This window comes from Methylovorus sp. SPW-M1 (genome assembly GCF_053848825.1).
Genome location: NZ_CM132626.1, coordinates 1,163,799 through 1,182,081, shown reverse-complemented (window position 1 = coordinate 1,182,081; position 18,283 = coordinate 1,163,799). Strand labels below are relative to the sequence as shown.

14 protein-coding genes are annotated in these 18,283 nt (G+C 58.0%); 2 read left to right on the top strand and 12 right to left on the bottom strand.

Features of this window, described 5'->3' with window-relative positions:
• Positions 1-111: 111 nt before the first annotated feature.
• The 5 genes from ACWWD9_RS05540 to ACWWD9_RS05520 form a co-directional block, all read right to left on the bottom strand.
• Entirely contained in the window at positions 112-5,622 is a 5,511-nt protein-coding gene (locus tag ACWWD9_RS05540; RefSeq protein ID WP_455867974.1) for an Hpt domain-containing protein, read from the bottom strand.
• Positions 5,623-5,647: 25 nt separating this feature from the next.
• Positions 5,648-7,333, bottom strand: coding sequence for a methyl-accepting chemotaxis protein (locus ACWWD9_RS05535; RefSeq protein WP_455867973.1), 1,686 nt, complete (start codon positions 7,331-7,333; stop codon positions 5,648-5,650).
• A gap of 132 nt (positions 7,334-7,465) precedes the next feature.
• Positions 7,466-7,981 (bottom strand): chemotaxis protein CheW, encoded by a 516-nt coding sequence (locus ACWWD9_RS05530; protein ID WP_455867972.1) that lies wholly within the window; start codon positions 7,979-7,981, stop codon positions 7,466-7,468.
• Positions 7,968-8,345: a response regulator gene (locus ACWWD9_RS05525; protein ID WP_013442529.1), complete on the bottom strand. Its 378-nt coding sequence runs from the start codon at positions 8,343-8,345 to the stop codon at positions 7,968-7,970. Before ACWWD9_RS05525 ends, ACWWD9_RS05530 begins: the two co-directional genes overlap by 14 nt.
• A 2-nt stretch (positions 8,346-8,347) precedes the next feature.
• On the bottom strand, positions 8,348-8,755 hold the full coding sequence (locus ACWWD9_RS05520) for a response regulator (protein ID WP_013442530.1): 408 nt from the start codon (positions 8,753-8,755) through the stop codon (positions 8,348-8,350).
• 232 nt (positions 8,756-8,987) lie between these two features.
• On the opposite strand from ACWWD9_RS05520, the gene ACWWD9_RS05515 reads away from it, so the two are divergent.
• Both ACWWD9_RS05515 and tpx read left to right on the top strand, forming a co-directional pair.
• The gene (locus ACWWD9_RS05515; RefSeq protein ID WP_015830397.1) at positions 8,988-10,148 is read left to right on the top strand and encodes an FIST signal transduction protein; all 1,161 of its coding nucleotides are present in this window, start codon (positions 8,988-8,990) and stop codon (positions 10,146-10,148) included.
• A gap of 219 nt (positions 10,149-10,367) precedes the next feature.
• On the top strand, positions 10,368-10,871 hold the full coding sequence (gene tpx, locus ACWWD9_RS05510; RefSeq protein WP_013442532.1) for a thiol peroxidase: 504 nt from the start codon (positions 10,368-10,370) through the stop codon (positions 10,869-10,871).
• 171 nt (positions 10,872-11,042) lie between these two features.
• On the opposite strand, the gene ACWWD9_RS05505 is transcribed toward tpx, so the two are convergent.
• From ACWWD9_RS05505 to ACWWD9_RS05475, 7 genes are all read right to left on the bottom strand, one after another.
• Entirely contained in the window at positions 11,043-11,843 is an 801-nt protein-coding gene (locus ACWWD9_RS05505; RefSeq protein ID WP_455867971.1) for an STN domain-containing protein, read from the bottom strand.
• A gap of 101 nt (positions 11,844-11,944) precedes the next feature.
• On the bottom strand, positions 11,945-12,892 hold the full coding sequence (locus ACWWD9_RS05500; RefSeq protein WP_455867970.1) for a FecR domain-containing protein: 948 nt from the start codon (positions 12,890-12,892) through the stop codon (positions 11,945-11,947).
• Positions 12,883-13,398, bottom strand: a complete 516-nt coding sequence (locus ACWWD9_RS05495; protein ID WP_013442538.1) for a sigma-70 family RNA polymerase sigma factor — start codon at positions 13,396-13,398, stop codon at positions 12,883-12,885. The genes ACWWD9_RS05500 and ACWWD9_RS05495 overlap by 10 nt, the downstream gene beginning before the upstream one ends.
• 178 nt (positions 13,399-13,576) lie before the next feature.
• Entirely contained in the window at positions 13,577-14,254 is a 678-nt protein-coding gene (locus ACWWD9_RS05490; protein ID WP_455867969.1) for a DUF4197 domain-containing protein, read from the bottom strand.
• A gap of 100 nt (positions 14,255-14,354) precedes the next feature.
• Positions 14,355-16,832, bottom strand: coding sequence for a glycogen/starch/alpha-glucan phosphorylase (locus ACWWD9_RS05485; RefSeq protein ID WP_455867968.1), 2,478 nt, complete (start codon positions 16,830-16,832; stop codon positions 14,355-14,357).
• A gap of 245 nt (positions 16,833-17,077) precedes the next feature.
• Positions 17,078-17,503: an ExbD/TolR family protein gene (locus tag ACWWD9_RS05480; protein WP_015830400.1), complete on the bottom strand. Its 426-nt coding sequence runs from the start codon at positions 17,501-17,503 to the stop codon at positions 17,078-17,080.
• On the bottom strand, positions 17,500-18,243 hold the full coding sequence (locus ACWWD9_RS05475; RefSeq protein WP_013442542.1) for a MotA/TolQ/ExbB proton channel family protein: 744 nt from the start codon (positions 18,241-18,243) through the stop codon (positions 17,500-17,502). The genes ACWWD9_RS05480 and ACWWD9_RS05475 overlap by 4 nt, the downstream gene beginning before the upstream one ends.
• Positions 18,244-18,283 lie beyond the last annotated feature (40 nt).

Sequence of the window (18,283 nt, the reverse complement as noted above, 5' to 3'; positions counted from 1 at the left end):
ATCAGACTTGACTTTGAGCCGCTTTGCGGGGGCGCGGGAGGCCAGCTTAGCGCAAAGCAGCAAGCCATCGCGAGCCGAAGCAGCGCGCGCCCGCCTACGGCCACTGTTCTGTTACTGAGCGTCCAGCAGGGCTTTCACTTGCGCCAGCAACTCCTCATCCTGCACGGGTTTGCCAAGATAGGCATTCACGCCTAATTCGCGCGCAAGGCTGCGGTGCTTCTCTGCCGTGCGCGAGCTGATGATCAACAGCGGAATATTGGCTGTGCGGCTATCGCCACGGATATTGCGCACCAGTTCAAAGCCATCCATGCGCGGCATTTCAATATCGCTCAGGATCAGGTCGGGCAGGCTATCCTGCAAGAGTTGCAGCGCATCCATGCCATCCTTGGCGACCACCACGCGATAGCCTTCGCGCTCCAGCAGGCGGCTCAACACCTTGCGCATGGTCAGCGAGTCATCCACCACCATGATCTCGGGCGCACGTGGCGGCACGGTGTCCACATTGACCACCTGCACGCTACCGACGGCCAGCGCTTCACGGTTGGCAAGCTGCACCGGATTGATGATAAGCACGATATTGCCATCGCCCATCACACTGGCACCGGCCATGCCCGGCACCCGTGCCAGCTGCGGGCCTATCGGCTTCATCACTACTTCGACATTGCCCAGCACCTCATCCACATGCAGCGCAATGTGGTAACTGCCGCTGCGCAGCAAAATCAGCGGCGTATAGCGCTGGTCTTGCGGCTGTGTCGCGTTATCGCCAATCAGCTGCGCGAGGTAATACAGCCCGTACGACTGCTCGGCCCAGGCAAGCTGCCCTTCTGCCCTGGCTTGTGCCAGCGCATCGGGCTTCAGTTTCTGCACTTGCTCCACCATCACTGCAGGCAAGGCGAACACATGCTGACCGGCACGCACCATCACCACCTGCGCCACTGATAGCGTCACCGGCAGGTAAATGCTGAACGTAGCACCCTGCCCGGCCTGATTGGCGATATCAATGCGCCCACCCAGACCGGTAATATCGCTGCGCACGGAATCCAGCCCCACGCCACGGCCGGCAATCTGCGTGACATTATCGGCCGTGGAGAATCCAGGCTCGAAAATCACCGCCAGCAAGGTCGCATCGCTAAGCTTTTGATCCGCCACCAGCAAACCGCGCTCTATGGCTTTTTGCCGCACCTGCGCCAGCGGAATGCCTCCGCCGTCATCGGTCACGGTGAGGGTAATTTCATCGTTTTCACTCTTGACCTGCAAGCGTATGGTGCCCGTCTCGGGCTTGCCGGTCGCCCGGCGCTCCGCGACGGACTCCAGGCCATGCGCAACCGCGTTGCGCAACAGATGCTCCAGCGGCGCCCCTATCTTGTCCAGCACGGTGCGGTCAATCTGCACCGTTTCGCCCTCAATCAGCAGTTCGGCGGGCTTGCCCAGCGTACGCGCTGTCTGCCGCACAATGCGTTGCAGCCGCTCGCTGATCATGGAAAACGGCACCATGCGCACATCCATGAGGCCATATTGCAGCTCACGGTTCATGCGCGCCTGCTGCTGCAGGGCAGATTCGGTCTCGCCCAGATTGCCGAGCAGGCCATGCTGGATGGTGGAAACGTCGTTCACGCTTTCCGCCATCATGCGGGTCAGCTCCTGCAGGCGGGTAAAGCGGTCAAACTCCAGCGGATCAAAGGTTTCGCTGGTCTCCTGCAGATGCGCCATGCGCGACTGCATCTGGCTCTCGGCCTCGATTTCCATTTCGCGCAACTGGTTGCGCAAGCGTGCCACGCTCTCGGTCAGGTCCTGCGAATATTGCTTGAATGCCAGCATCTCGCGCTCCATGCGCGAGCGGGCGATACTGATTTCCCCGGCTTCGTTGATCAGCCTGTCCAGCACATCGCCACGCAAGCGCAGGTATTGCGCCTGCCGCTCGGCAGGCATGCCGGGGGCCACGGGAGGCGCATCGGCCGCCACCGGACCTTGTTCGGCGGCTTCCAGCAGACTGCCGATCTGGTCCAGATCATTGAACAAATGCTCAAAGTCCAGCGCCTGCCCATCCTGCTTGCGGGCACGCACAATGGTGTCTTCCATATCGTGCACCACATCGGCCAAAGCCATCTGGCCTGCCATGCGGGCACTGCCCTTCAGGGTGTGCAGCGCGCGCTGCAGCTCTTCGGGATGCTCATGGGCCTCAGGTGCATGACGCCAGGCGCGCAACTCGGAACCGATGCGCGGCACCAGCTCATGCGCTTCGATCATGAAGATGCCATGCAATTCGCTCTCGATGGATAGCTCTGGCTCTGGCTCTGGCTCTGGCTCTGGCTCTGGCTCTGGCTCTGGCTCTGGCTCTGGCTCTGGCTCTGGCTCTGGCTCTGGCTCTGGCTCTGGCTCTGGCTCTGGCTCTGGCTCTGGCTCTGGCTCTGGCTCTGGCTCTGGCTCTGGCTCTGGCTCTGGCTCTGGCTCTGGCTCTGGCTCTGGCTCTGGCTCTGGCTCTGGCTCTGGCTCTGGCTCTGGCTCTGGCTCTGGCTCTGGCTCTGGCTCTGGCTCTGGCTCTGGCTCTGGCTCTGGCTCTGGCTCTGGCTCTGGCTCTGGCTCTGGCTCTGGCTCTGGCTCTGGCTCTGGCTCTGGCTCTGGCTCTGGCTCTGGCTCTGGCTCTGGCTCTGGCTCTGGCTCTGGCTCTGGCTCTGGCTCTGGCTCTGGCCCGAAATCAATATCCTTGAAGAGTTCGATCACTTTAGCCGCTGCACTCATCGCGTCAGCGGACGGGCCAGAGTCCGACTGATCCTCAGTCGGACTTTCCTCCGGCGCCTCTTCAACTTCTGGTTCTTCTTCTGCAAACTCTTCTGTATCCAGCGCTTCGTCGTCTGCCGTCGCATCGGAAGGCAAGGCCTCAATCTCAAGGCCATCGCTGAGGGCTTGCACTGCGGTGTCTACATCCTCCACGGCCTCGGCTGGCATATCGACTGCCACTTCTGCATCGGCTTCAGTTGGGGCATTAGCCGCTTCAATGGCTTCGCGCAGGGCGGCAAGCAGGCCCATATTCTGGCGTGGCTGGCGGAACTGACCTGCCTTGCGCAGCATATCGGCCAATACCGATACCACGTTGTCGGCCAGCTTGCGCTGCTGTGGCGTCCATTCGGCGCCTTGTACATCCAGCCAATGCTCCAGCGCACGGGCGAGATCGGCAATGGCTTTGAAGCCTGCGGTCCCCGCATTGCTGGCTAGCGTATGTGCGGCGCGGCGGCTCGCCTCGGGCGGGGCTTCGTCCTTGTCCTTCAGGCCGTCGACCCAGGCCTTGAGCATGGCGAGATGCTGATTGGCCTCGCCCATGAAAATATCAAACAGCGCACGGCTGAGCTTGCGGGTCCCGCCAATAATGACTTCGGCTGCGCTGCTGAGGCCGGGCTGGCTGGCGCACTCGTCTTCGAGTTCAGCCGCCTGGGCAAGCCAGGGGGCGGGGTCTATGGTGACTTCAGCGCTCTGGCGCAGGGTATCGGCCCATCCGGCAAAGGTGCTGGCGGCGGATTCGGCAAACGCCAGCTGATTGGGGCTAGGCACTACGCGGCTATCAATCACGCGATTCAGCAGTTTTTCCACTGCCCAGCCGACTTCACCCAGATTCACCAGACCTATGGTGCGGCCACTGCCTTTCAGCGTATGAAAGCCGCGCCGCAGATCGACCATGGCGCGACGGTCGGTGGCATTGACGCGCAGGGCTTGCTGTTGCTGCGCAATGCTGGCGAGCACTTCTTCCGATTCGGTCAGGAATACATCCAGCAACTCGGCATCGTGGGCGCGATCCGGCACCAGCGCGGGCTCGGGTTCAGGCGTTTCTTCTTCCTGTGCGGCGCTGGCAGCGGCTTCATTGGCGGCAGCGAAGCTTTCCTGCAGCGTGGGCACATGGTCTTCTACCAGCGCATGCAGGTCCTCTTCCGCGTCATCGGCCAGGGCATCGGGCGACATCTGGGCCTGCAGCATTTCCAGCGCTACGCGCATGGCGGTCTCGGCCTCGGGGCGCAAACGCGGGAAGCCGCTGACATAAAAATCCATGGCGCTCAGCGCTTCGGCCAGTGCCTCGAAAATCCCGGTAGAAGGTGCCACCGCATCATGCTGCAAGCTTTCGAGGGTCGCCTCGGTAAAGCGCGACAAGGTGGCGGGCAGCGTGAGATCCAGCAAATCAAAGGCGCCGGTAATCTGGGTCAACAGTGGCTGGCATTGCAGTACGGCATCGCGCTGGTCCGGTTTGCGGAAATAGCCATCCAGCAAGGGCTCGATGGTTTCCAGCACCTGGTGGATATGCTTGCCCATGGTCGCCAGCAAGTCTGCTGACAGCGGCGTTCCGCTAAGATCGGCGCCAGGCGTGGGCTGACGCCCTTCTGCCAGCTCCTGCAGGCGGGCAGCCTGCTGATGCTGGCGCTGGATCAGCGCATCGCTCAAGTCCACATAATGATTGAAGGTCTCTTCCAGCAGCGCCAGGGTGGAGGCGACCTCCAGCATGGCCGAATTGCTGACCACGTCCGCGCCTGCCAGCACGCGCATATTCATGCGCTGCAAGGCTTGCAGCATGGTATTCAGGCTGTCGTAACGAAAGGTCTGCTTGACCAGGCTATCGCGCAGCTGAATGCTGAACTGCTCCAGCAGCGCCTTGAATTTGTATTCTTCATAGGCGGCCCAGGCATCCTGCAGGGCGCGCAGCAAGGCCAGCATACGCTTGGCGAGCTCGCGGTCTTCGCTTTCGACTTTGACATCCTGCGGCGTCCGCGGCGGCTCAGGCAGATAAGCCTGCAGCTCAAAGGCGGCCTGCACCTGCTGCAGGGCGTCGGTCTCGGCCGGGCTGATGGCGATGAAATACAGGAGGTCACGCAACAGATTGCCACTGGCGCGCGTAGCGCCGTCATACAGGCTGCGTAGTTGCTGGTCTATGCGGCGGCAGAGTTTTTTGATGCTGGCATTCGCTGCATGCTCGGGCTGCTGCAGGATATCGACAAACACGGTGGCGACCCACCACAGGGTTTTCTGGCCGCCCTGCTTTTGTACCTGCTGCACTTGCTGCAACGCAGCACGCAGGATGTCCTGACCTTCGGCGCCTTGCGATTTCAGCCAGGTCAGCAGGCCTTTCTGGAATGCAGAGCGCTGCTCGGCCAGAAAACCCGGCAGCGCCTCTTCAGGCAATGCTTGCGTGGGCAAATCACGCGGCGCACGCACATCGGTATCCGGGAAAAACAGTTCACTCTCTTCGGCTTCTTCGCCATGCAAGGCTTGCAACGCGGCAAAGGCGGGAAATAAGAGCAGGGGCCGATCCGACGCCCCATCCACCAGCGCCTGCAGATAACGACTCAAGGCCTGGACGGCGTTTATCATGGCCTCCAGTGCCGCGGGGCTCATGGCAATCTCGCCCTTTTGCAGGGCCGCGGCTACATATTCGATCTCGGCACAGAAGCGTTTGCAGCCCTCCAGCCCTACCATGTCGAGCGCACCGCTCACCTGGTAAAGATGGGTTTGCGAAAACTTCAGGCTGGCGGCATCTTCCGGGGTTTGCTGCAGGGTGGCCAGATTCTCCAGCACGCTTTTCAGCGCCTGGTCTATCTCACCCTTGACCCAGTTAAGGGGCCCTATGTCGAAATCGTCAACCACGGCTAGCTCCTGTAAGGCTTAACCATCAGGACAACTTGAAGCCGGCAACAGAGGCGCGGAGTTCTTCGGCCAGCGTGGCAAGCTGCTCGACCGATTGCGCGGTCAGCTTGGTGCCCTCCGTGGTTTGCGAGGTGATGTTCTGAATCTTCTGCATGTTGCGGCTGACGGTAGACGCCACTTCGGTCTGCGCTACCGTCGCTTCGGAAATCGCCTGGATCAGGCGTGCCAGATTGGTACTCACTGTTTCAATTTCATTCAGGGCCTGACCGGCCGCATCCGACAGGCGCGCGCCATCGACCACACCCTCGGTGCTTTTCTCCATCGCCACCACGGCACTATTGGTATCGGTCTGAATGGTTTTCACAATGGCGCTGATCTGCTTGGTCGCTTCTGATGAACGTTCGGCCAGTCGCTGCACTTCTTCTGCCACCACGGTAAAGCCACGGCCAGCTTCACCGGCGGAGGCCGCCTGAATCGCGGCATTCAGCGCCAGAATATTGGTCTGCTCGGTAATGTCGGAAATCAGCTCCACGATTTCGCTAATTTCCTGCGAGCTTTCACCCAGGCGCTTGATGCGCTTGGAGGTTTCCTGAATCTGCGTGCGGATTTCGTTCATGCCGGAGATGGTGTTCTGCACCGCCTTCGCGCCCTGGGTCGCCGCTTGCAGCGAGCGTTGCGCCACTTGCGAGGCCTGACCGGCGTTGCTGGACACATGCAGGATGGAGCGCGTCATGTTGTTGATAGCGTCACTGGTTTCGCCAATCTGCTTGGACTGCTCCTCAGTCGCTTTCAACAGGTAATCGGAGGTGGTACGCGTTTGCGCCGTCGCTTGGTTCACCTGCTCGGTCGCGCGGTTGATCTCGGCTACCAGGTCACGCAAACTGTCGATGGTGTAGTTGATGGAATCGGCAATGGCGCCGGTGATGTTCTCCGAGACTTGCGCCTTGACCGTGAGATCACCGTCGGCCAGATCGCCCATTTCATCCAGCAAGTGCAGAATGGCTTCCTGGTTGCCGAGGTTGGTCTGTTCGATCTCCAGGAACTGGCGGCGCGCCGACAGCACCTGACGATAGCCCACCACAATCAGCATCAGCAAGGCCAGCAGCCCGGATAACACGGAGAGAATCAGAAACAGGTTGGCGCGGCCCTGCTGCTTGTATTGATCCACCATGCGGCGGGCGGTGGCGACGATCTCATCACTGGTGTTGACAATGCTGATGAGCTGGGCCTTATTGGCTTCATCCGCCAACACACCGGGGCTCAGCGTTTTAAGCGAATTGTGCAACTGCTGCCAGGAAGCCTCCAGCTTGTTGAGGGCGGGCACCACTTCCTGCCCGCGGAACAGCGTGTCGGCTTCCAGCTTGCGCATCTGCTTGAGGTCGCTCTCCACACTGCCCATGACATTCACCAGACGCACGCTGGCCGCTTCACGGCTATGCGTGGCCAGCACGGCATCGCGCGCAGCCTGCTGCACAAACACCTGCACATCGCCCGAGAGGATGGAAAAACGGTTATCGCGCTCGACCTGAGTGATGTTGAACAGCAGATTGAGGAAAGCCACGGCAGCGGCGATCAGGAAAAATACCAGCAAGGTCTTGGGAATACCCGAGGCCGAGCTGTCTCCCTGCCCTGTCAATGCGGACTTCACCCCGGAGCGCAAGCGCGCCAGCAGTGACGGTGTGTTTCCCTTTTTTGCTGCATTCAATGCCATATCACCCCTTTGTATGTTGCGGCCTCAAGCCTGGTAGGGCTCAAGGTAAATTCTGTACCACCTGTCTGTCACTGGCTCCGCCTGACCCGGGCTCCCGTTGCGTTGGGCAAGCGACCGGAATATCAGCGAAGACTAGGCAGCCACCTGCATGAATTCGCTGCCCGTCAGCAAGCCTTCCAGCGCGAGCACTTGCCAGACCTGGCCATGCTCATCCTTGTAATGCTCACCGTGAGTATCAGGCTCGCCTGGCTCAGGCGTCTGCACAGTCATGCTTTCCAGCGTGCGCAGCCCCACCAGACGGTCAATCAGCAAGGCGGCGTTAACCTGATAACGTTCGTGTACCAGCAATATGCGGCTTTGCGCGGTCATCGCCGTGAATGGCCCGCCCATAAAGGCTGCCAGATCGGTAATGCCGTAAAGATTGCCGCGCACGTTGGCCATACCGAGAAACCAGCTGCGCGTCAGCGGCACCGGGCTGATGTCCGGCACTGGCAGCACTTCGCTGATGTCGCGCAGGTTGATCAGCCAATGCTGTCCGCCGACTTCCACGCCCAGGCGCGAGCTGCTGGTGCTGCCGGCGTTGGCCGTCACCTCTTGCAGGCGGGCCAGAATATCCTGCTGGTATTCGTGCAGGTTAAGTCTGGCCATTTTCCAGAGCCCGTATCTTGTTCAGCAATTCGTCCAGCTGCACTGGCTTGATGGCGCAATCCTTGGCGCCCTGACGCAAGGCCCACAGGCGATCGGTGGCTTGCTCCTTGCCGGTGCACATGATGACAGGGATATGCGCCGTGAGCGGGTTTTTTGAGAGTGCACGCGTGGCCTGAAAGCCATTGAGGCCCGGCATCACCACATCCATCAGTACCAGATCGGGCGCTTCGGCCGCGACTTTTTCCAGACACTCTTCGCCATTCTCGGCGGTCATCACGGTAAAGCCGGCATCCACCAGCAATTCCGTCAGGTAAAAACGATCGGTAAAGGAATCATCCACGACCAGAATTTTTTGAATCGCCATGCCTAGTCCTCGTCCGTTTCCACGCGGGCGTGATTGGTCACCGCATGCAGCAGCGACTCTTGGGTAAAGGGCTTGGTTAAGTATTGGTCTGAGCCCGCCATGCGGCCGCGAGCGCGGTCAAACAGGCCATCCTTGCTGGATAGCATGACCACGGGCGTGGCTTTGTAGCGCGGGTTGCGCTTGATCAGGGTGCAGGTCTGGTAGCCATCGAGTCGCGGCATCATGATGTCGACGAAAATGAGGTCAGGATGATAGTTGGCAATCTTGGACAAGGCTTCAAAGCCATCTTCGGCCAGAATCACTTCGCAGCCGGACTGCTTGAGAAAAAGCTCGGCACTACGGCGTATGGTATTACTGTCATCGATCACCATGACTTTCACGCCCGCTAAACTGGTTTCCCCCACCTGCATCCCCTTTTATTGTGTAGTGCACTTTTGCCGTGCACGGCGGGAGGCCATGCACTCACATCATTCTATCCAGAATTCACGATGGTGCAAGACTCGTGCTGACGCAGCCGGTCACATTCTGTTGTCATTCCAGTGTCAAACAGGTTAAATATCGCAAGCTTGCAGTCATCATGGCTGCGCCGCATCCATCAAGATGAAAGACCTCTCACAGAAGGAGGCTCACGGGAAGGGAACAATGCAGATACGACAGGAATCACTGACCGCCAAAATGACGCTGAAAGAGCTGGCGGCGAATCCCCCGCTACTCACGGCCGACCTGGTGCTGGTATTTGGCTCGGTGCGCCGCTTCAGTGAAAGCAAGCTGCAAAATATCCTGCGTGACCGCTACCCCGCCGCCCAGATCGTCGGCTGCACAACGTCCGGCGAGATACATGGCAGCGGCGTCTTTGACGATAGCCTGCAGATCACCGCCATCCAGTGGAATAAAACCGAGCAACGTGTCGTGCACACCCGCATGAACAACATGCAAAGCTCATTTGAAGTCGCCACCAATCTCGCCAGGCAACTGCAAACCCCGGCTCTTCGCACCGTGCTGCTGTTCTCCGATGGCTTGCATGTCAATGGTTCCGAATTGCTGCAAGGCTTTCAGAGCGTGCTGGGCGATATCCCGATTGTAGGCGGCATGGCAGGCGATAACGCCGCCTTTGAAAGTACCCTGCAAATCTGCAATAGCGTCATTTCCGACAATCTGGTGATTGCGGTGGGCCTCTATGGCGATAGCCTGATTACCGCCAGCGGCGCACTCGGTGGCTGGAAGCCTTACGGCCCGCCACGCAAGATCACCAAATCCGAAAAAAACGTGGTGTACGAAATGGACGGCAAACCCGCATTGCCGCTTTACCGCATGTACATAGGCGAGCATTACGCCAAAGGCCTGCCCGGCACAGGCCTCAAGTTCCCCTTTGCCATCGTCGAGGAAGGCAAGCGCGAGGTGGAAAAAATCCGCACCCTGCTCGCCATAGATACGGCGCGCAACAGCCTGACCTTCGCCGGCAATGTGGAAGAAGGCGAAATCGTGCGCCTGTGCCAGACCAATCACGACCGCCTGGTGGAAGGTGCCAGCGAGGCCGCCCGGCTGGTCACCGGTAACCTGCAATCGCTCAACAATACCCAGCCGGGGCTGGCGCTGTGCGTGAGCTGTGTAGGCCGCAAGGGCGTGATGAACGAACAGACAGCGGATGAGATCGCGGCCATCAAAACCATCCTCGGGCCACAAACCACCCTCACCGGCTTTTATTCCTATGGTGAATTTGCCCCGCGCCCCAACACCTCGGACAGCGTGCTGCACAACCAGACCATGACCATAGGCTACCTCAGCGAGAATTTATCGTCCTGATGGTGGTCACTGCTGGTGTATCATCTTTCATCCGCCCTTCACGCAAGGGCGATACAGTGCAAGAAAGCGTGGGCTGATCGCACTTCCGGAAAATCCATGAGCAGCCATCCTGCAACGGCATGACGCCCGGGTGTAAGCATCAGTTCAAGTGGAACCATTAGCCCCCTACGCTTTCTGATTGGCAATCCCGCCCTCAATTTCTAACTAAGGACATTATCCATGACCAGCACAGTAACGCTTAAAGGCAACCCGGTAACCGTAGCTGGCGACTTCCCCAAAGTCGGCCAGACCGCCCCTGACTTTCAATTGGCCAACGCCAAGCGCGAATTGCAATCCCTGGCTGACTACGCCGGCAAGCGCAAAGTACTGAACATTTTCCCAAGTGTGGATACCCCCACTTGCGCCACCTCGGTACGCACGTTCAACAAGCGCGCCGCTGAAGTGCCCAACACCGCCGTGCTCTGCATCTCCGCTGACCTGCCTTTCGCACAAAGCCGTTTCTGCGGTGCTGAAGGCCTGGAAAATGTAGTGACCCTGTCCACCTTCCGTGACACCGCCAAGTTCTCCAAAGACTACGGCGTGCAAATCGCCGACAGCAGCCTGGCTGGCCTCACCGCCCGTGCCGTGGTCGTGCTGGATGAAAACAACAAGGTATTGCACAGCGAACTCGTTTCCGAAATCGCCAACGAGCCTGACTACGATGCAGCTTTAGCTGTTTTGTAATCACATCGTCGGGCGGCAGCTCAGACTGCCGCCTGTTTCTCCCACCGCTAACCCAGCATCATCATCACCAGCATCCCCATTTCATATAGCAGGCATCCCACAAACAGCGTCATAGCCACGCGCGCCATATAAGCCCGCAAGCGTCGCCAGATTTGCCCCCGTAACATGGCATCACTCGCTCAGCGGAATGCTGTCTTCGCGCACGATCAGCCAGCGGCCGCCGCGCTGCTCCAGATCTACCACTTTTTGCACCGCCTCGTCATGACCGTTTTCCTGCCGCGTTTGCGTAAACAGCGCCAGCATGCGCTCGCCGTTGGGCTCAATACTTAAATCCGCCATGCGCACCTGTACCACGCCATCCTTGCCCAGCTCCATGCGGCGTTGACGCTCCCGCAACTCGGCCAGACTGATCGAATTGGCTTCTTTGATTTCCTTGGCAGAAATGCTTTGCAGATTGCCGGCAATCTGGTCCTTGGTCAGCGCTAGTCCCGGCATGGGGCCAACATCTTGCAGGCGCCTGGCACGCACTTGAATCTCTTTCAGCTTGAGCACGCCGCCCTGTCCTCCCATCTCGGGCAGTGTCTTGGCATCGTCGTTTTTTGGGGTAGCGCGTTGAAGTTTATATTTCCCGGCCCCCTCTTCAATCACCTCGAGGCCACTGCCTTGCAGCAGAATGGAAAAGCCCTGCTCAATGCTGTAGTGCCCCTTGAGCCCCTGCGTTTGCTTGTTGCGGGTGAGCAAGGGGTCGAATCCCAGCAGCACTCCCGCTTCTGCAGCGTATGAAGGTAGCGCATCGCTCAGGCTGCCCGGGGCAATGGCATAGTCTTTTTGTACCAGGCCGGTCTTGATCGGCTCAGCGGCAGTGACCAGCCCGGGCAGGCAAAGCAGTTGAATCGCCAACAGGCAGCGCCAGCCCGACATGCCCAGCCCGATCTGCCACGGCTTGGTTGGTATACGAAAATTGTTCAGCACGCTTTTTCTCCCAGCAAGAGGTCTTTGCTGGTATGCCGAACGAGATTAAAAAAGCGGAAGGTAAAACTGAAAAAAATTTCAGATCGCAAATGACGATCAACTTAAACCGGCCGGATAGTGGTCCAGAGCCGGGTAAAACTTTCCACCCTCACCGGCAGAGTGCGCACCAGGGTTTGCAATACGGAGTCAATATCATCGAGCGGGAAAGCACCGGAAATCTGCAGGGATTGCACGGCGGGGTCACATTGCAGGCGGCCACGCCGATAGCGTGCCAACTCCTTGATAAAGTCGCCCAGTGGCATTTCATAAGCCACCAGCATGCCTTTGCTCCATGCGCTATCGGTGCTTCGCGCAACGACGGTCGGCCCCAGAGTCTCATCATTGAAATCGACACGCTGACCGGGATAGAGCGTGATGCGCACTTGCGAGCCGTCGGCAGGCCTGATCGCCACTGCGCCCTCGAATACGCTCACCCGACTGAAGTCCTGGGTATCGCGCACCATGTAGCGCGTGCCAAGCGCGGTAATTCTGCCGTAGCGGGTATGCACGCTGAATGGCCGATTCTGCGGATCTGCATGGCCGGTCTCAATCAGCAATTCGCCTTGCAGAAGTTGCACAACACGATGCTCCGCGCTGTATTCGATATTGATCGTGGTATCCGTGTTCAGCACCAGGCGGGTGCCATCTTCCAGCACCAGTTCGCGCCGCTCTCCAATCCCGGTATCGTAATCCGCCAGTAACTCCTGCCATGGTTGCGCACGCCAGCCATAAGCGCCGAGTATGCCGATCGCCACAATCCCCGCCAGCTGCTTGATGGCGCGACGACGGGACGGCGATGGCAGGCCCAACGTGGCGAGACCAATGTCAGGCGAGATTTCACTGAATTGCTGATTGATCGATTCGAGCTGCCGCCAGGCTTCACGATGCTCCGGGCTGGCATCAAGCCAGGCTTGCCACAGCTGTCGATCACGCGAAGTCGCATGTTCATCCGCCAGCTTGGCGTACCAGCGACTGGCGGCGACCAGAGCGCCTGAGGCCTTCATTCCCATCCGGCATCCTGTTTGACCAGCAGACAATGCAGCAATGCTTTGCTGATATAACTGCCCACCGTGCGCGTGGATACGCCCAGGCGCTGGCTTATTTCCAGATAGCTAAGCCCCTCCAGCTGCAACATCAGATAGGCATTACGGATATGCGCGGGCAAACCGTTGAGCATATTGTCCAGCTTGATCAGTGTTTGCAGCACCATGGCCCGTGTTTCAGGCGATGGCACTTCTGTAGGGGCAATATGCATGAGCGCTTCGAGATAAGCCTTCTCAAGATCATTGCGGCGCAATTGGCTCACCATCAGGCCATGTGCGATGGTCGTCAGGTAAGCCCGCGGCTCGAGGATGGCTGAGAGATCACGCTTGAGAAGCAAGGTGAGGAAAGTATCCTGCGCCAGGTCGGCGGCACCCGTAGGGTTACCCAACTTGCGACGCAGCCAGGCTTGCAGCCAAAGCTGATGGTCCTGGTATAAGCGTTGAATTAAATCGTGCTGCTCAATTGCTTGCATGGCCAGCTCTGTATCATGAAATTATGAGCTGACAGTGCAAAATGGATACCAACACCATAAGATGTTGATTATTATTGACTTATTAATTTCACCAATTTAGAAGTTGGTTGAAACTGGCTGTAATCAGCCAGGACGAGCAGCCAACATGGCTGTTTATAACCACCTTGGGACCAGCGGACTAGAGGGCGCCAAATACCTTTTTAAGCAAGCTGCTGGCTTGCCCCATCGGGTCCTGGCGGATGGCTTTTTCTTCTTCCGCCATCATCAGGTAGACGCCATCGAGTGTTTTCTGGGTCACATATTGTTCAAGGGTCGCCTGATCTTTTTTCACCAGGCCAAACTGGCTGCCCATTTCGGCAAACTTGTTGTATTGCTGCGCCAGTGCGACATTCTCGGTGGCTTTTTTGACGATAGGCAGGAATTTCTCGGCCATGGGGCCGGAGGTGGTTCGTTTGAAATATTGCGTGGCGGCGTCGTCACCACCGGTAAGGATATTCTTGGCATCGGTAACACTCATGCTTTTTACCGAGTTAACCAGCAGCGTCTTGGCTTCAGGCACAGCAGCTTCGGCCGCGCGGTTCATCTTGAGCACCAGTTCATCTGCCTGGTCGCCCATGCCAAACATGCGCATGGCTTTTTCGGCTTTCTTCAGATTATCTGGCAGGGGGATTTTTACCTGCGGATTATTCAGAAATCCATCCACGGCCCCCAGTTTGCCCACGGCCTTGCCTGCGCCTTGAATCAGCGCTTCCTTGAGCCCATTGCTGGCATCCTTGTTACTGAGCGAGCTAAGGTCAGCACTGTAAGCGCTCAGGGTAAAAGCAAGCAGGGTCAGGGTTGTGAGCAAACGGGACATGATGAATATCCATAAAGGGCATGAGGGAATCACAGTCTACCGCAAAAGAAAGGGCGTGCAAGCTTGCACGCCCCGAGGTTTTTATGACGGCTTAAAATGATCAACCGCGGATGGGATGCACTTTCCAGATGTTGTTGGCGTATTCGCCTATGGTACGGTCACTGGAGAATTTGCCTACGCGGGCGACATTCAGAATGGCGCGGCGCGTCCACTCCTCCTGATCCTCATACAGCCGGCCCACGGCATCCTGCGCATCAATATAGCTCTGGTAATCCGCCAGCAGCAGGTAGTTGTCGCCTTTGTGCAGCAGAGTGTCAAAAATCGGCTGATAGCGGTCTGGCTCATCCACCGAGAAGAAACCGCCGGCAATCATATCCAGCACCTGGCGCAGCTCTTCATTGCCATGGTAATAATCCCAGGGGTTGTAACCACGCGCCTTGAGCTCGGCGACTTCCGGCGTGGTGAGGCCGAAGATGAAGATATTCTCATCACCCACCTCTTCCTTGATTTCAACATTGGCGCCATCCAGAGTACCGATGGTGAGAGCGCCATTCAGCGCCATTTTCATGTTGCCCGTGCCCGAGGCCTCGGTACCTGCGGTGGAAATCTGCTCGGAAAGATCGCTGCCGGGGAACAGCAATTCGGCAGCGGAAACTTCGTAGTTGGGATAGAACACCACCTTGAGCTTATCGCCCACTGCCGGGTCATCGTTGACGATAGCGGCGACATCGTTGATCAAGCGAATAATCAGCTTGGCCATCCAGTAGCCCGGGGCAGCCTTGCCGCCAAAAATCACCGTGCGCGGCGTAATGCTCTCGGCCTTGCCACTACGAATGCGGTTGTACAGGGTGATGACATGCAGCATGTTGAGCAGCTGACGCTTGTATTCGTGTATGCGCTTGATCTGCACATCGAACAGGCTATTGGGGTTGAGGCTGATGCCCGTGAGCTTGGTGATGCGGGCAGCGAGGCGGATCTTGTTCTGCAGCTTGATCTCGCGAAATGCCTGACGGAAATCGGCATCCTCGGCCAGCGGCACGATGCCCTGCAACTTGCTCAGGTCTTTGTGGAAACCCTCGCCTATCACCTTGGCAAGCAAGGCGGTGAGCCCAGGGTTGCACTGGTTGAGCCAGCGACGCGGGGTAATGCCGTTGGTGATGTTGATGAACTTGCCGGGATAAATCCGGTTGAAATCGGCAAACAAGGTGGTTTTGAGCAGCTCACTATGCAGCGCCGCCACGCCATTAACCGTGTGACTGCCGATCACAGCCAGGTGCGCCATGCGCACGCGGCGGCCGTGAGTTTCATCAATGATGGATACGCGGCTCAGCAGATCGGTATCGCCGGGGAAGCGGTGATTAACCATCTGCAAAAATTCATGATTGATCTTGTAAATGATGCCCAGGTGGCGCGGCAACAGACGGCCGAACAGATCAACCGACCAGGTCTCCAGCGCTTCCGGCATCAGCGTGTGGTTGGTGTAGGCAAAGATCTTGACCACCAGCTTCCACGCATGGCTCCACTCCAGCCGGTGTACATCGACCAGCTGATACATCATTTCGGCCACGGCAATGGCCGGATGGGTGTCGTTCAGCTGAATCGCCACTTTTTCCGGCAGCATGTTCCAGTCGTGATGACTGGCAAGGAAACGGCGCAGGATGTCCTGAATCGAGGCGGAGACAAAGAAATACTGCTGTTTGAGGCGTAGCTCCTTGCCTGAGACCGAGGTGTCGTTTGGATAAAGCACCTTGGAGATATTCTCGGTGGCATTGCGCTCTTCCACGGCTTTTTCGTAATTGCCATCGTTGAAATGCATGAGGTCAAACTCGCGCGTGGCCTTGGCCGACCACAAACGCAGGTTGTTCACGGTTTCCGTACCATAGCCGGGAATCGGCACATCATAGGCCATGGCGACGACAGCCTCGGAATCCACCCAATGATATTCAATGCCCTGCTCGGTGGGGAACTCCACCACATGCCCGAAGAAGCGCACGATATAGGTGCTCTCAGGGCGCTGGAATTCCCAGATATTGCCGTAGCGCAGCCAGTTGTCCGGATTTTCGATCTGCTGACCATGGCTGATGGACTGGCGGAACATGCCGTATTCATAGCGAATGCCATAGCCAGTGCCGGGAATATCCATGCTGGCCATGGAATCAAGGAAACAGGCGGCCAGACGCCCCAGGCCGCCATTACCCAGCGCAGCGTCGGTTTCCATCTCCACCACCTGCTCCATATCGCGCCCCAGCGCGTGCAGGCCTTCGCTCACTTCCGGTGCTATGCCCAGATTTAGGGCAGCATTGGACAACATGCGCCCAATCAGGAACTCCAGCGAGAGGTAATACACGCGCTTGGGGTCACGCTCTTGATAAGCCTCAGAGGTCTTGACCCAGCGTTCCACCACATGGTCGCGAACGGTATAGGCGGTCGTGGCATACCAGTCACGAGGCGTTGCCGTTGCACTGGTTTTGAATGCCGAAAATATCAGGTGGTTCTGTAAAGCCTGTGCTATCGGGGTTTTTTCAGTAGTAACGGTGGGAGTGAACTCGGAGGGCTGGGACGCATTTGAACTTATCATGGCGGTTAGATTCCTGTCATATATCTGGAGATTCAGTACAGGCTAACGGCCCACCGTGATCTGGAGATGACATTCCCAGGCAGGAAAATCCGCTCAAAATACCAGCAGGCGCGCAGCGCACAGTGACGACTTGTCATCTAGTCTAGCAAAAAACAAGCCCGTTTAATGTGCGAATGTGGACCACCCAAAAGCAAAACCCCGTCAAGAGACGGGGTTTTGTTGATGCAAGAGACAGCAGACAGAGCTTAGTTTGCAGCAGGTTCGCTAACAAACCCCAGCTTTTGCACGCCCGCATTCTTGGCATCTGCCATCACCTTGGCGATGACTTCGTAGCGGGTTTCCTTGTCGGCGCGCAGATTGATATCAGGCTGCGGCTCTTTCTTGGAAGCCTGCTCCAGCTTGAGCACCAGTTCGCCTTCCACCAGCGGGGTATCGTTCCAGTAAATCTGCCCGGCGTTATCAATCGAGATGGTGAATGACTCGGGTTTTTCTGGAAGAGGCTGGCTGCTGGCTTGCGGCAAGTCAATGCGCACAGCGTGGGTCAGCAAAGGCGCGGTGATGATGAAGATCACCAGCAGCACCAGCATCACATCCACCAGCGGCGTGGTGTTAATCTCGGCCATCGGGGCAGAATGGCTGCCCGAGCCAAAACCGTTGCCTGAACCTATCATGCTGTCACCTCTTTAAGGTGACTTTGGGGCTTTAGTGCGCTTTCTCCTGGCGTATTGCCATGAGTCAGCGGAGCACCGGTGGTCAGCAGGACATGCAGATCGTTGGCAAAGCTATCCAGTTGCGCCATCAGCACGCGATTACTGCGCACCAAGGCGTTGTAAGCCAGCACTGCAGGAATCGCCACGGCCAGACCAAATGCCGTCATGATCAGCGCTTCACCTACCGGGCCTGCCACCTTATCCAGTGTCGCCTGACCGCTCATGCTGATGCTGGCCAGCGCGTGGTAAATACCCCATACGGTACCAAACAGACCAACGAAGGGTGACACGCTGCCGACCGACGCCAGGATGGTCAAGCCGTTTTCCAGCCGCGCACCTTCATCGCTGATAACGCGACGCATGCTGCGTGCGACAAATTCATCCTGATTGCAGGCATCCGCCAGACGCTTGGAGGCGTGACGCTGATGATGTTCTGCGGCTTCGACTGCCTGATTGGCGAGGCGTGACATCGGAGTGGAGACACCGTTTTCACGGATAGCCACTTCCAGCGAGCTGGCATCCCAGAAACGCTGGCTGTAATTGCGCGACGCTGCACGCAGGCGCAGGGACTGGATGCCTTTCACGATAATCAGGTACCAGCTGGCGACGGACATGACCAGCAGACAGAGTGCAACGGTGATCGAAACCACGCCGCCATCGGTAATAAAGGCCAGACTATTAAACTCGTAACCGCTTTGCATGCAATATTCCTTCTTGTTTTAACTAAATAATAATGGTGCT